The sequence below is a fragment of the Kitasatospora sp. NPDC058063 genome (assembly GCF_042885395.1).
Lineage (GTDB): Bacteria > Actinomycetota > Actinomycetes > Streptomycetales > Streptomycetaceae > Kitasatospora > Kitasatospora lactacystinica.
Genome location: NZ_JBHVSD010000005.1, coordinates 373362 through 387237, shown reverse-complemented (window position 1 = coordinate 387237; position 13876 = coordinate 373362). Strand labels below are relative to the sequence as shown.

The window sequence follows — 13876 nt, the reverse complement described above, 5'->3', positions numbered from 1 at the left end:
CGGATCCGACGAGTCGGGCCGGTTCGGCGCGAGGGGCCCGGCCGTGCGGGGACGCGTGATGCGGTGTGCGGACGTTCTCGGGCGCACCGCGGGGCGCCCGGGGGTGCCGGCGGCTGAGCGTCGGCACCCCCGGGCGGCGCCCCGTGGCGGCGGCGTCCGCGGGGCTCAGCCCCGGCGGGCCCGGGCGTGCCGGATGTCGGTGAGCGCGGCCGGGGCGCCGCCGAGCCACCAGGTGGGGTCGGCGCTGCCGTCGGTGGTGCGGCCGTCGCGGTGGACGTAGTGGCGCACGTCCCGTCCGGGGTCGGCGAACTCGCCGGCGAGGGCCCGCTGCAGCCACTCCGCCCCGAACCGGAAGACCTCGGCCGCCACTCCCCCGAGCGGGTGGAACTCGTCCTCGTAGACCCGCAGCTCCTTCGGCGCCCGGACGCGCTCGAAGCTCTCCAGCGCCTGGCCGAGGTCGGTGAGCTCGTCGAACTCGCCGATCCCGTACAGCACCGGGCAGGTGATGTCGGCCACCAGGTCGCCCAGCGGCATCCGCCGGGCCAGGTCGCGGTCGAAGGCCTCCTCGTCGGTGTACCCGGCCATGAACATGTAGTTGTTCTTGAAGGTCGGCTGGGCGCGCTCGAAGATCGTGGCGAAGTCCCCGGTGACGGCCTCGAAGGCGGCGAGCGCGGCCAGCCGACGGTCGGTGGCGGCGGCCCGGGATCCCCAGTAGCCGCTCATCGAGATGCCGAACATGCCGATCCGCTCGGCGTCGACCTCCGGGAGCGCGGCCAGGTGGTCGAGGTAACGGCCGATCGCCCGCTCGTAGTTGCCGAGGTCGACGGTCAGCCCGCCGGCGCGGCTCTCGCCCTGGCCCGGCCCCTCGATGGACAGCGCGACCATGCCGCGCGAGGTGTAGTAGCGCTCGGCCGCCCAGATGTAGTCCTCCTTGATCATGTCCATCCCGGGGCCGAGGATGACGGCCGGCGCGTTCTCGACCGGCCCGGCCGGCAGGTGCAGCAGGGCGAAGATCCGCGAGCCCTCGAAGTCCAGCTCCACCCGCCGCACCCGGCCGTCGCGCAGCGCGCCCAGGCGCTCCACGCAGTGGTTGGCGCGCCGGCGCATCGCCGTCTTGCGCGGGTCGGCCGCGTCGAAGATCGAGTACTGCGCCCGGCCCCACATCACCGCCGCCCGCAGGTAGAGGTCGGCGGCGGTCCGGGCGAACCCGCCGCGCTCGTGGTGGGCGGCGCGCTCCTCGGCCTGGCCGGCCACCGTCGCCCACGCCTTGGGCAGCATCGCGCCGCTCCTGACCAGCGCGAAGACCTTGTCGAAGTCGGTGTGGTCGTGGCCCAGCTGCTCCATGGTCCCGACGGCCTCGGGGTGGAGCGCGTCGAAGCCGCCCTGGGCGAGGGCGGTGTCCAGGGCCCAGCTCTGGCCGGTCGATCGGATGGTCATGGGTGTCCTCCTGGGGATCCGCTCAGCATTTGGCTAAGCACTTAATGAGTAAGTACTTAGCTATTAAGTACTGAGGCTAGGCTGCTGTCAACCCGCCGAGGAGGACCGACCATGACCGAGACGCCACCCACCGACGACCGCGCCCGGGCACTCGACCGCCTGGCCCGCGCCGCCTACCGCCTCAGCGCCGCCGACGCCCGGCTGCGCGGACGCGCCACCCGCACCCCGGGCGCGCTCTCCCTCACCCACGCCCGGGCCCTGCGCACCCTCGCCGAACAGGGACCCCTCACCATCAGCGGCCTCGCCGCCGCCACCGAGACCACCGGCGCCGCCACCACCCAGCTGGTCAACGGCCTGGTCACGGCCGGCTACGTCACCCGCACCCGCCAGCCCGAGGACAAGCGCTCCGTCCTGGTCGCCCTCACCGACACCGGCCGGGCCCGGCACGACCAGCGCCAGAACGCGCTGGCCGAGGCCCTGCACGCCGATCTGGACGACTACGACGACGAGGCCCTCGACCGGGCCGCCGAGGTGCTGCGGCGACTGTCCGCCGTCTACGACCGGCTGTGAGGCCGCGGGCCGGTCCGATCACGGCAACCGGGGCGTCCGGTTCCCCTTGCCGCCAACGGCTTTGACGATTCATCAGAAATCCGCACGGGTACCGTTGGGGGATGGACCTCAGTGCCGAACTGACGACCCTGGCCGCCGCCGGAGCCGCCCGGCTGGTGGAGGCGATCGTGACCGACACCTGGCCGGCGGTCAGGTCCGGCGTCCTGTCCCTGTGGCGCCGCGCGCACCCCGAGCGGGTGGCCGCCGACCTCGACGACACCCGCGAGGAACTGCTCACCGCCCAGGAGACCGGTGCCCCGGGCGATCTGCAGGCCCTGCTGGTGAACGAGTGGCAGGCCAAACTGGCCCGACTGCTGCACTCCCACCCCGACCTCGCCGACGAGCTGCGGGAGTTGATCGCCGGCGTGCTCACCGATCGCCGCCCCGACGCCCCGCCGGCCGGCTCCGTCACGATCACCACCCGGGTGACCGACGGCGACGCCTACGTGGCCGGCCGCGACCTCACCGTCCACCGCCCCGCCGCCGAATGACGTGACCGACGAAGCGGAACCGCCCCGGCACCTGGAGGTCACCGTCTCCGGCGGCAACGCCTACGTCGCCGGCCGGGACCTGCACCTCACGACCGCCGAGGCCGCGGTCCGACCGCCCCGGGGGCGCGACGACGCATGCCCCTACCCCGGTCTGGAACCCTTCGACGCGGCCTCCGCCACCTGGTTCCACGGCCGCGAGCGGGCCGTCACCGACCTGTGCCGGCGGCTGGACGACCGGCTTCGCACGGGCGGGCCGCTCGTCGTGCTCGGGCCCTCCGGCGCCGGCAAGTCCTCGCTGCTCGCCGCCGGGGTGCTGCCCGCGATCGCGGACGGCGCACTGCCCGCGCGCGGCTCCACCCGGTGGCGCCGGGTCCTGCTGACGCCCACCGCCCACCCCGCCGCCGCGCTCGCGGCCGCGCTCGGCGCTCCCCCGCCGCACGGCGGCCCGGCCGCGTACGCGGCCGCCGTGTTCGACGCCGTGCGCGGCACGGGCCTGGTCCTCGTCGTGGACCAGTTCGAGGAGGTCTTCACCCTCGGCGCCGACGAGGCCGAACGGCGCCGCTTCGTCGAGGTGCTGGACCTCCTGGCCCGCCCGCCGGACCGCAACGTGCTGGTCGTGCTCGGCGTCCGCGCCGACTTCTACGCCCGGTGCGCGGCCGACGACCGGCTGCGGGACGCGCTGCGGGCCGACCCGGTCCTGCTGGACCCACTGACCGACGAGGAGCTCGAACAGGCGATCCGCCGCCCGGCCGCGGCAGCCGGCCTGACGATCCGGGACGGCCTGGTCGACCTGCTGCTCGCCGACCTGGCCGGCCCCGACCGGACCGGCACCCTGCCGCTGCTCGCCCACGCCCTGCGGGCGACCTGGCAGGAGCGCGAGGACGGCGCGCTGACCCCGGCCGCCTACCGCCGCACCGGCGGCATCCACGACGCCGTCGCCCGCACCGCCGAGTCCGCGTACGCGGCCCTCGCACCCGAGGGCCGGGCCGCCGCGCGCGCCGTCTTCCTCCGGCTGGTGGTCATCGGCCGGGACACCGAGGACACCCGCCGCCACGTCGCGCCCGACGACCTGCTGCGCGGCCTTCCCGACGAACGCGCGGCCCGGTCCGTCGTCGACACCTTCACCGCGCGCCGACTGCTGCTGCGGGAGCGGGAGACCGTGGTCGTCGTCCACGAGGCGCTGATCAGGGAGTGGCCCCGACTGCGCGAGTGGATCGACCGGGACCGGCCCGGCCAACTGCTCCGCCAGGAGCTGGACCAGGCCGCCGCCGGATGGGAACGGAGCCAGGACCAGTCCGCGCTGTACCGGGGCGCCCGACTTGAGGCCGCGTCCGACTGGGCGGCCGCCCACCCTGACGAACTGACCGCCACCGCCCGGGCCTTCCTCACCGCCGCCGCCCGCCAGCGGCAGCGCTCCCGGCGCAACCGCCGCGCCGCCGTTGCCGTCGTCACCGCGCTCGCCGTCCTGGCCACGGCCGCCGCCGGGTTCGCCCTCGTCCAGCGCGACCGCGCCCGGGCCTCGGCTGCCACCGCCGTCACCAATCAGATCTCCTCGCTGGCCGCCCAGTTGGCGCCGACCGACCCCGCGCTCGCCGCCCAACTCGCGCTGGTCGCCCACCGGCGCGAGCAGACGGACGACACCGCCTCGCGGCTGATCGGCTTCGAGAACACCCCGGTCCCCAGCCGGCTCGGCGGCCCGGAGTCCGGCACCCGGGCGATGGCCCTCTCCCCCGACGGGCACACCCTGGCGACGTACGACACCACCGGCGCCCTCCGACTCTGGGACGTCCGCGACCCGCACCGCGCCACCGAAGCCGGCCGGCTGGACCCGGAGTCCGGCGGCCGGGCCCCGGCCCTGGCCTTCGGTCCGGACGGCTCCCTGCTCGCCACCACCGGCACCGCCGGCGTGCGGCTGTGGCAGGTGGCCGACCCCGCCCACCCCCGGCCGGCCGGCCCGCCGCTGGACGTCGCGGGCGGCACCGTCAACCAGCTGCTGTTCGGCCGCGACGGCCGGACCCTGCTCGCCCTCGGCGGCACCCCCGACAGCGGCGACGGCGGCGAAGGCCTGGTCCTCGGCTGGAGCACCGACGACCCGGCCCACCCCGTCCCGCTCACCCTGCCCGCCGTCCGGCCGAGGTATCCGGTGGCGACGGCCCTGCTCGGCCCGGACGGGCGGACCCTGGCCACCCAGGACGGCGCCGACGTCCAGCTGTGGGACCTCGCCGGGACGGCCGGGACGGCGGCGCCCGTCTCCCGGTTCCAGGTCCGTGGTCCGATCCTGGCGCTCAGCCCCGAGCGCGGCTTCCTCGTCACGGGCGGCGAGAACAACCAACTGGAGTTCTGGAACATCCAGGACCCGCGCCACCCGAACAACCTGCTGACCGCGCAGCCGCTGTCCGGGCGGACCAGTACGATCCGGTCGGCGGCCTTCGACGGCAGCGGGCAACTGCTGGCCGTCGCCCACGGCAACGGCGCCGTCAGCCTGTGGAACCTGTCGAACCCGTACTACCCCTCGCTCGTCACCGAGCTGCCGACCGTCTCCTCCTACCCGGCCGACCGGGTGTTCTTCACGCCCGACGGCCACACCCTCGCGGCCCGGGACGACTCCGGGGCCGTCGTGCTGTGGAGCGTGCCACCGACCCTGCTGCCCGGCGGCGGACCGGTCGCGTTCAGCGCGGACGGACGCCGGCTGGCGACCTCCAACGGCATCTCGAACTCCCTGCTCTGGGACCTCGCCGACCCCCGCCGGCCGACCCGGCTCGGCAGCCCCCGGACCGGCGCGCCGCAGCCGGCCTCCGCCTTGGCGTTCAGCCCCGACGGCCGCACGCTCGCGCTCGGCTCCCCGGCCGCCGGCGGCACCGGCGGGGCGATCTGGCTGACGGACGTCACCGATCCCGGCCGGCCGGTGCCACTCGGCCGGCCGCTGGGCGGCCCGGCGACCTCCGTCTCGGCGCTGGCCTACGGCCCCGACGGCCGTTTCCTCGTGGCCCTGGGCGACGAGGGCCGGCTGTTCCTCTGGGACGTGGCCGACCCCCTCGCGCCGGCACCGCTCGGGCCCCCGTTGGCAGTGCCGTCACGCACCCTGACCGGCCTCGCGCTCAGCCGGGACGGGCACACACTCGCGGCCGGCGACACCACCGGCGGCGTCCACCGCTGGGACGTCACCGACCCCCGGCGCCCCGTGGCCCTCGGTGCGCCGCTCGCCGGTCCGGCCTCGGCCGTCAACGGCCTCGCCTTCAGTCCCGACGGGCGGAGGCTGGCGGCCGCGCACCAGGACGGGTCCGTCCGACTCTGGGCCACGGAGGGCACAGCGGGCGCGGGCAACACGGGCGGCGCGGCGGGCGGCGATTCGGCGGGCGAGACCCTGACCGGCCCGCAGGGCGCCGCCACCTCGGTCGCCTTCGGCCCGGACGGCCGGCTGCTCGCCGTGGGCGGCGGGGACGGCACCGCCCGGCTCTGGCGGCTCGCCCCCCGGCAGCCCCCGGTGGCCGTCGGCCGGCCGCTCACCGGCCCGGTGGGGTCCGTGGACTCCGTCGCCTTCGGCCCCGACGGCCGGACCCTCGCGGTCTCCGGCGTCGATGCCACCGTCCGGCTCTGGGATCTCGACGCGACGGCGGCCGTCGAGCGGATCTGCGCGACCACCGACGGCGCGCTGGACGAGGCCCGGTGGAAGCTCCTCGTCCCCGGGAGCGACCCGCCGCCACGGCCCTGCCCGGTCAGCGCCGCACGATCAGCGGCCCTTGATCGTCGACGGTGAAGTCGATCGAACGGTCGGGCGCCGTCGGCGCGTCGATGTGCAGGGTGGAGTAGCCGCCCGCGGTCAGGCCGCCGACCGTCACCGTCGCCCGGAAGGGGACCGCGCCGCCCTGCGCGCAGTTGGGTACGCAGCGCTTCTGCCACAACTGCCCGGTGGCGGTGGCGGTCGGGCCGCCCCAGCCCGCCCAGCTGAGCTGGTCGAGGGACATCCCGCCGTCCCCGCAGAGGAGGACGACATACGCCGGCTCGGTGGCGGGCAGCCCACCGCAGCCGATCAGGACCGCCCTCTGATCGGTCGGCCAGGTCCGCCCGGCCGGGGGGCTCGACGCCGTGGTCCGGCCCGCCGGCGCCGGCACGGCCGTCGTCGCGACCGGCGACGGGCCCGGCGGCGAGGGCGTGGCGGCGGGGCCCGCGCTGCTGCATCCGCCGATCACCAACGGGAGCGCGGCGGCCAGTCCGCCCAGCGCGTGCACGAGCACCCGGTTCCTCATGGCGCCTCCCCGGTGTGTGCCGCCGTCCGCACTCGGCGGGTCACTCCAGGCTACCGTTCCGGGCCTCCGCCCAGAACGGTTCCGCCAATCCTCGACCGCCCCAACACCCCCATACGTCAAGCGAGTTGAACTGGATCCCGCCCGTCGACAGGGAGTCGGCGGCCCTCCGGTGCGCGTCGAGCGGCGGATCTCCTCCTTGGACCAGAGGATCGGTCGTCGGACACGCCTCGGCAGGTCAACCGGGTATCTTGGCGATGGCTTCCAGGAACATCGCGCAGAAGTCGGGGAATGCCATGCCTTCGCGGTCGTTGTTCGGATCCGGGTCCACAGGTTGTCCCCAGAGGCCTCGAAATCCCGTCACGTTGTCGAGGGAGGGCCACCAGATCTGGTGCGGCCGGTCGACCACGAAACCGTACGTCCGCGAGTTCAGGGTCACGTCGTCCGCCTGCCAGTCGGTCAGGTTCCGGCCGGGCGGGATCTGGAGTCCCTTGGGGCGGATCACCGTTCCGGTCGTTCCGGCCGAGGGAACGATGTCGGGCGCCACCGGGTCCACGAAAGCGACATCCGGGATGGGTTCGACCGCAGCCTCCAGGAGCGCCCACAGGAAACCGAAGGGAATGAGGAAGACCTTGACCCACCAGGCCACCGGGTAGTCGGTATCGGTGACCGGGTTGTAACCGCCGCAGTTGGTCGAGGGCACGGGGTAGGGGTCGACCTCGATCCTGCCGGATTCGGGGCCGGGCTCCAGATAGAGTCCGTGCGTCCCCTTCGCGACGAACAGCCGCGGATGGTCGCCGCCGTCATTGGTCGTCACATCGCTCCATGGAGCGGCTTTCATGACCAGGCGCCGGGAGTCGTCGAAGGCGTGCGGCGGGTACACGGGGTTGTCCGGGGTGCCGCCGGTGGGGGCGGGCCGGCGTCCTGTGGATCCGATGAATTTCGGAGTCGCGGTCCCGTCGCCGTCCTCGCTCGCCAGAACGGCCACACAGGCCCATTCCCCGACGAAGTTGCGGAACTGGGACGCCAGAACGCTGTCGCAGCCTCCCCCCAGGGCTTCCTCATGGGTCGGGAAGAACAGGTAGTAGCAGAGGGCGAAGGGTCTTTCCAGTTGGGAGAACACACCGGAGGTGTCGGGGCGGGGATTCTTCTTCTTCGTGCCCTCCGACGACACCGATCCGAGTCCGTCCAGGTCGAAGTGCTCGGCCCAGTACCAGAAGCGGCTCCCGCGCAGTGCGTCCACGCTGTCGTACCGATCCCTGACCGCCTGCTGGTCGGCGAACTCGTTGCTGCTCGCGGACGTCACATCCGGCTCGGACGCACCTGCGGTGTCCCGCCATCCCGCCAGTTGCAGGAAGCGTGTCTCGCTCGGACTCTCGGTGATGAACGCCTCACCGGGTTCGCCCAGGAAGCTCTGCCCGGGCCCCGCTTCGCTCTGCGTCGCGGCGATCCCTCCGCGCGCGATGAGGGGTGCGCGGGGGAAGGGTCCTCCGGTACCGCCCCACGAGTCCTTCTTGTTGCGCGGGTTGCTCGCCTTCCACAGTGCACCGTGCTCCAGGTACCGCTTGGGGTCGCTCGGGACGTCCTTCTCCTGTTCGTGGAGGAACAGGATGGGTTCGAAGGCGCGTATGCGGTCTGCGGGTGTCGGTGCGGGTGTCACCGCCGCCGGGTTGGTGTTGACCTCGACGGCGATGGCGGCCGCCCGGGTGTTGCCGCTCCACGCCCAGTGGGCCGCCGTGTTCTGGCCGGAACGGTCGTGGGTGCGGAGGGAGGCGTCCGCACCGCCGGCCGGTTGGTTCGCGATCTCCACGTCGTCGATGGCCGTGAAGCCGGGTGCGGTGACGGAGGGTACCGCGCTCGCCAGTGCGAGCGCCGTGACCGTTGTGTCCCGGGCATCGGCGATCGGGTCGAGGTTCAATCCGAGGTCGGTTCCGCTGCCGTCGGCCGTCTTGGCCTGCAGGATCACCTGCGGCCGGGTGGTGCCTCTGAACTCGTCGTACTCGAAGACGGACCAGGCGACGACCTGTTGCGGATTGTCGAAGAAGTTCATGGACAGTGGCCCCGGTTGGGCCGGTACGGCGCCGGTTCCCTTGGCCCAGTAGCACGTGAGACGCCGTCCGGGCCCGCCCGCGACACCGAATTCGACCGACGCAACGCTTTCCCACGCGACCGCCAAGCCGCTCACCGCGGGCTCGGGCGCCGGATTCTGCCCCGATCCGACGCTGAGGACCATGGCCAGCACGCACCCCTGAGGGCTCGGATGCATGGCTCCGGTCGCCAGGTCGAACGGCCTGAAGTCGCCGCCGACATGTTGTCCGTGGGTGAGGTCAAGACGCGTCACTGTCGTCTCCTCGATGCAGATCTCCCGGGAGCGAGGACAGGGAGGCCATCAACGCGGTGAGTTCGGGGTCGCACGTCGGCAGGCCGATCTCACTGCGGACGATCTTCATGCACTCGGAGTCGTGAACCTGCCGGAGCTGAGGGCCCGCCACGACACCGACGGACTGGAGCAGGGCCGACAGGTCCACCAGGATCTGCGTGAACGCGGCGCTGTCGATGTCGTTGGCGCGCCAGGAGGACTGGTAGGCCTCGGCCAGTTGCCGCAGCCGTTCGCGCGTCGCAGGGTCCTTCGACAACGCTTCGCGCCGCATCCGCTCGATTCCGTCCGTCACCGCGCCCTGGAGCAGTTGCACGCAGTCGGGATGACGTTCGAGCGCCTCCTCGAAACGTCGGACATAGGAACGGAGGCACGTCAGCGTTTTACCGTCGACGGGGCGACTGAAGAACTGATTGATGTTTCGGTCCGGGTCGGGACGCCAGACCTTGATGTCATCGATCAATCCTTTGAGTGCACCACCGTACCCTTCGCCCATCCCTCCGCCGATGATGATCGGCTGGGCCGGGGGCCTCAGCGGACCGATGCCCGCGGCGTCGAACTTCTCGGCAACGGTCCGGTCGTCGATGACGATCCGGGTCCGGCCCGAGCCGTCGTAGTGAAATCCGAGGGTCGTCCACTTCTCGTGCGGGAACAGGTCGGGGTCCTCGACTTCCAGGCCGACCTGGTAGGCGGCGCCCGGGGAGAAAACGGCCTGCAGTCGGCATTCCTCGGTCATGAGGATCTCGAACGAGTCGCACTTCATCAGCGTGACCCAGAGCGGGTCCGGGCCGGGGTCAAGACGCAGGAGGAACTCCACCTTCACCGCGTCGAGGGTTGCCCAGGCATCAGTGGGGTGGATTTCGATGAACGATGCGAGGTCGTTGAGCGCTACCGCGCCCGAGCCGGGGGCGGCACCGTCCCGATGGAAGTCGCCGGCCGTCATCCCGTGGGCCACGCCATGGCTGTGCCCTTGCGGCGAGTAGTCGGAAATGATGCCGGGCTGGCCGATGTAGCTGTGATGGCATATGAGTTCCCATTGGCCGTCCACAATGCGCTCCGCGTTTTCGGTCGCGTCCGATCGGGGCCCCAGCCGATGGCTGTTCTCAGATTCCCTCAGGGCCGTGGGGTACGCAACCGGAGCTGTGATCTCAAGTTCGCGCCTTGTCCCGGCCGGCGCGAGCACCACCCGGCGACCCGGCCGCCCGGCCGCCCGGTCCCGTCAGGGCGCCCGGCCCGTCAGGGCGTCTGGACCGAGGCGCCCAGCCGGTAGTCGTGCGCGGTGAACGCGGCGGCGACGGCGAAGCGGTCCGCCCGGACGAGCGTCTGCCGCCACTCGATCGGACGCCCGTCGGTGTCGCGGCCGAGCCGGTCGATCGCGAGCAGCGCGGTGGTCGCGGGGCAGTCGAGCAGGATGCGCTCCCCCCGGCCGGGGACCACCGCGCGGATGCGTTCCCAGCCGCCGCGGATGCTGCGACCGCAGTGGCGTTCGAGCTCGTCGTAGAGCGAGGTGTGGGTGAAGTCGACGTCCAGCAGCGGGTGGGCCACGTCCGCGGGGAGCCAGATCCGGTCGACGGCCAGCGGTTCCTCGTCCGCCAGGCGGACACGTTCGAGGTAGACCAGCGGCGTGGACTCCTCCAGTCCCAGCCGGGCGGCGATGACGCCGTCGGCGCGCCGGTCGAGCGCGCGCACGACGCTGCGCTGGACGGCACCGACCTCCTCGACGGAGCGGAACAGGCTGTACGCCTCACCGATGTCCTGCTCCAGCGGGCGGCTCGCGGTGAACCGCGAGGCCCTGCCGCGCTGAGCGGTGACCAGGCCCTCCTCGCGGAGCTTGCGCAGGGCCTCGCGCACCGTGTGCCGGCTGACCCGGTACTCGGCGACGAGGTCGTGCTCGCCGGGGAAGACGTCGTGGAACTCGCCCTCGTCGAGCCGGCGCAGCAGGTCGGCGCGCAGCTGCGCCCAGAGCGGACTGCCCGCGGCCCGGGTGAGGGGCCGGGGACCGGGGCCGGGACCGGGCGCGGAGGTCACGGCGCCCTCCTGGGAGTCAGGGGTCGGGTGGGTGGTGCGGGACACGAGGTGAATGTACGTACCTTCGGGGGGACAGCACAAAATCGGTGCCTGCCGGGCATGGCCGGGTGGCGACCGGCGGGGCGACCGCCGCCCGGACCCGAGGTGTCCGGGCAGCGGTCGCCGCGCTCACGCGGAAGCCGTCAGGCGAGGGCTGCGATCAGCATGAAGGCGGCCACCGCGAGCAGGAGGACGGCGAAGGCCCGCTGCAGTGCCGCGCCGGAGAGTTTGGCCGCCAGCCGCTTGCCGTCCCAGGCCCCGAGGACGGCGGCGCCCACGAACGGTCCGAAGACCGCCGGGTCGACGGAGATGTCCGTGACCGTCAGGCGGGTGCCGAGGGAGACCACCGAGTTGACGACGATGACGACCAGGCTGGTACCGACGGCCTTGCGCATCGGCAGCCGGAGCACCGACACCAGCGCGGGCACCGCGAGGAAGCCGCCGCCGACTCCCAGCAGGCCGGTCACCGCCCCGAGGCCCGCGCCGGCCGCGACCGTGCCCAGGTGCCCGTCCCGGCCGGCCGGTTTCGCGGACGCAGCGACGGCATCGCCGCCGTCCCCGGCCTTCCCGCCTTCCGCGGTGCCCCCGCCTTCCCCGCCTTCCCCGCCTTCCCCGCCTTCCGCGGTCTCCCCGGTCGGCACGTTCCGCGCGGCTCGGGTGCCGCCTCGGGCGCCGCGCAGCATCACCGCGGCGGCCAGCGCGGCCAGGACGGCGAACGCGGAGGTCAGCACCGGCTGCGGGATGCGGTGGGCGAGCATGGACGCCCCGATGGCGGGGAGCACCCCGGCCGCGGCGAACAGTGCGCCGGTGCGCCACTGGACGGCGCCGGTGCCGGCGTGGCGGGCGAGCGCGGTGACGGAGGTGGCGGTGACGATGACCAGGCTGGTGGTCCCGGCGTCGGAGGGCGACAGGCCCAGCAGGTACACCAGGGCCGGGACCGCGAGCACTCCCCCGCCGCCGCCCAGCGCGCCGAGGGCCACGCCGACCACGGCTCCACAGAGCAGAGCGGTGATCAGGACGCTCACGCCGTGACGCCGTCCGCGGCCCGGTCGGCGGGGCGCACGACCTCGCCGTGCCAGGCGGCGAAGCCGCCGCGCAGGTCGATGGCCTCGAAGCCGCGGGCGCGCAGCACGGACGCGGCCACCGAGGAGCGGTTGCCGCCCGCGCAGATGACGGTCAGCGGCCGATCGGTCGGCAGTTCGCCCAGGCGGGCGAGCAGTTCGGGCAGCGGGAGGAGCCGGGCGCCGGGGAGGGTGCCCTTGTCCTGCGTCTCGCCCGGGCCGCGTACGTCCAGCAGCGTGAAGTCGGCTTCTCCCTCGACGAGTTGGCCGGCGAGGTCGCGGGCGAGGTCGCGGGCGAGGTCGTCGGCGTCCACGCGCGCGACCGAGGTCAGGTGCGCGGCATCGATCGCCTCGACGGCGGTGCCCAGGGCGCCCAGGACGCGGTCGAAGCCGATCCGGGCCAGGCGGGTCCGGGCCTCGGTCGCCGTGTCCGGGTCGCCGCACAGGATGACGGCGTCCTGGGCGTCGAGCACCTGGCCGGCGAGTTCGGCGAACCGGCCGCCGAGCGGGATGTTGACCGCGCCGTGCAGGTGGGCGGCGGCGAACGCCTCCGGATCCCGGGTGTCCAGCACGGTGGCGCCGCCCGCCCGGGCCCGGAGGAACGCCTCCGGGGTGAGCGGCGGGACGGGGGTGTCCTCATCCAGGACCGGACGGGCCTGGCGGTTGCGCACCGAAGTGAACGCGAAGTAGGCCGGCGCGGCGGGCTGGCCGGCGGTCACCACCGCGACGAACTCGTCCTCGGTCATGTCGGCCAGGGCGTAGTTGCCGCGGCGCTGGTTGCCGATCGTGCAGCTCAGCTCGGTGGAGAGGTTCTTGCCGCAGGCCGAGCCGGCGCCGTGCGCCGGGTGGACGCGCGTGTCGTCGGGGAGGGTCAGCAGGGCCCGGGTGGAGCGGTACAGCAGGCGGGCCATCTCCTCGGCGGACCGGCCGCGCGAACTGAGCAGGTCGGGTCGGCCGACGTCGCCGATGAACAGTGTGTCGCCGGTGAGCACACCGAACGGGACGGCGTCACCGGCATGTTCGCGCACGACGACGCAGATCGACTCGGGGGTGTGGCCCGGGGTGTGCAGGATCTCCAGCTCGACCTCGCCGAGGCCGAGCCGCTCGCCGTCGCCCAGGGGGTCGGTGTCGAAGTCCAGCACGGCGGCGGAGCCGTAGGAGATGCGCGCGCCGGTGCGCTCGGCGAGTTCCAGGTGGCCGGAGAGGAAGTCCGCGTGGATGTGGGTCTCGATGACCCGCTCGATGGTCAGTCCGTGCTGCTCGGCGGTGGCGAGGTACTCGCGGACGTCGCGCTGGGGGTCGACCACCACGGCCCGGCCGGTGGTGCGGTCACCGACGAGGTACGAGGCATGGGAGAGACAGTCGAGGTAGAACTGCACGAAGACCAGTGGTCCGGCGGGCGTCGTCATCCGGGGCTCCTGAGGGTGGAGGGTGGTTGCGCCCCGCGGCCTTGAGGGCGGGGCGTGGGTACGGGCGGGTGCGGGCGGCGTGTGCAGGCGGGTGCGAGTACGGGCGGGTGCGGGTGCGGGCGGGATGTCGCGCGGCGGCACGCCGTGGGCGTGCGAAGGGCCACGACGGCGGGAGGCCCGA

General features: G+C 73.8%; 10 protein-coding genes. 3 read left to right on the top strand and 7 right to left on the bottom strand.

Going from position 1 to position 13876, the window contains the following annotated elements; all coding sequences use genetic code 11:
- Positions 1–165: 165 nt before the first annotated feature.
- On the bottom strand, positions 166–1437 hold the full coding sequence (locus tag ACFVUY_RS11415; RefSeq protein WP_387729257.1) for an alpha/beta hydrolase: 1272 nt from the start codon (positions 1435–1437) through the stop codon (positions 166–168).
- A 111-nt stretch (positions 1438–1548) separates the two neighbouring features.
- Here ACFVUY_RS11415 and ACFVUY_RS11410 point away from each other — a divergent pair, with 111 nt between their 5' ends.
- The 3 genes from ACFVUY_RS11410 to ACFVUY_RS11400 all read left to right on the top strand — a co-directional run bounded on the left by ACFVUY_RS11410 (position 1549) and on the right by ACFVUY_RS11400 (position 6294).
- Positions 1549–2007, top strand: coding sequence for a MarR family winged helix-turn-helix transcriptional regulator (locus ACFVUY_RS11410; RefSeq protein ID WP_387684168.1), 459 nt, complete (start codon positions 1549–1551; stop codon positions 2005–2007).
- A gap of 101 nt (positions 2008–2108) precedes the next feature.
- Positions 2109–2537 (top strand): hypothetical protein, encoded by a 429-nt coding sequence (locus ACFVUY_RS11405; protein WP_387684170.1) that lies wholly within the window; start codon positions 2109–2111, stop codon positions 2535–2537.
- A 1-nt stretch (position 2538) separates the two neighbouring features.
- The gene (locus tag ACFVUY_RS11400; protein WP_387729254.1) at positions 2539–6294 is read left to right on the top strand and encodes a hypothetical protein; all 3756 of its coding nucleotides are present in this window, start codon (positions 2539–2541) and stop codon (positions 6292–6294) included.
- On the opposite strand, the gene ACFVUY_RS11395 is transcribed toward ACFVUY_RS11400, so the two are convergent.
- The 6 genes from ACFVUY_RS11395 to ACFVUY_RS11370 form a co-directional block, all read right to left on the bottom strand.
- Positions 6254–6784, bottom strand: a complete 531-nt coding sequence (locus ACFVUY_RS11395; RefSeq protein WP_387729252.1) for a hypothetical protein — start codon at positions 6782–6784, stop codon at positions 6254–6256. The two genes, ACFVUY_RS11400 and ACFVUY_RS11395, sit on opposite strands and share 41 nt — an antisense overlap.
- A 235-nt stretch (positions 6785–7019) precedes the next feature.
- Positions 7020–9122: a hypothetical protein gene (locus ACFVUY_RS11390; protein ID WP_387729249.1), complete on the bottom strand. Its 2103-nt coding sequence runs from the start codon at positions 9120–9122 to the stop codon at positions 7020–7022.
- Positions 9109–10206, bottom strand: coding sequence for a hypothetical protein (locus tag ACFVUY_RS11385; protein WP_387729247.1), 1098 nt, complete (start codon positions 10204–10206; stop codon positions 9109–9111). The genes ACFVUY_RS11390 and ACFVUY_RS11385 overlap by 14 nt, the downstream gene beginning before the upstream one ends.
- 188 nt (positions 10207–10394) lie before the next feature.
- Entirely contained in the window at positions 10395–11231 is an 837-nt protein-coding gene (locus ACFVUY_RS11380; protein WP_387684179.1) for a GntR family transcriptional regulator, read from the bottom strand.
- Positions 11232–11368: 137 nt separating this feature from the next.
- Entirely contained in the window at positions 11369–12250 is an 882-nt protein-coding gene (locus ACFVUY_RS11375) for a sulfite exporter TauE/SafE family protein (protein WP_387729244.1), read from the bottom strand.
- Positions 12247–13695 (bottom strand): rhodanese-like domain-containing protein, encoded by a 1449-nt coding sequence (locus tag ACFVUY_RS11370; RefSeq protein WP_387729242.1) that lies wholly within the window; start codon positions 13693–13695, stop codon positions 12247–12249. Before ACFVUY_RS11370 ends, ACFVUY_RS11375 begins: the two co-directional genes overlap by 4 nt.
- Positions 13696–13876 lie beyond the last annotated feature (181 nt).

Coding starts and splice junctions, on each gene's coding strand:
- ACFVUY_RS11415 (WP_387729257.1), bottom strand. CDS start 1,437: ATGACCATCCGATCGACCGGCCAGAGCTGGGCCCTGGACACCGCCCTC.
- ACFVUY_RS11410 (WP_387684168.1), top strand. CDS start 1,549: ATGACCGAGACGCCACCCACCGACGACCGCGCCCGGGCACTCGACCGC.
- ACFVUY_RS11405 (WP_387684170.1), top strand. CDS start 2,109: ATGGACCTCAGTGCCGAACTGACGACCCTGGCCGCCGCCGGAGCCGCC.
- ACFVUY_RS11395 (WP_387729252.1), bottom strand. CDS start 6,784: ATGAGGAACCGGGTGCTCGTGCACGCGCTGGGCGGACTGGCCGCCGCG.
- ACFVUY_RS11370 (WP_387729242.1), bottom strand. CDS start 13,695: ATGACGACGCCCGCCGGACCACTGGTCTTCGTGCAGTTCTACCTCGAC.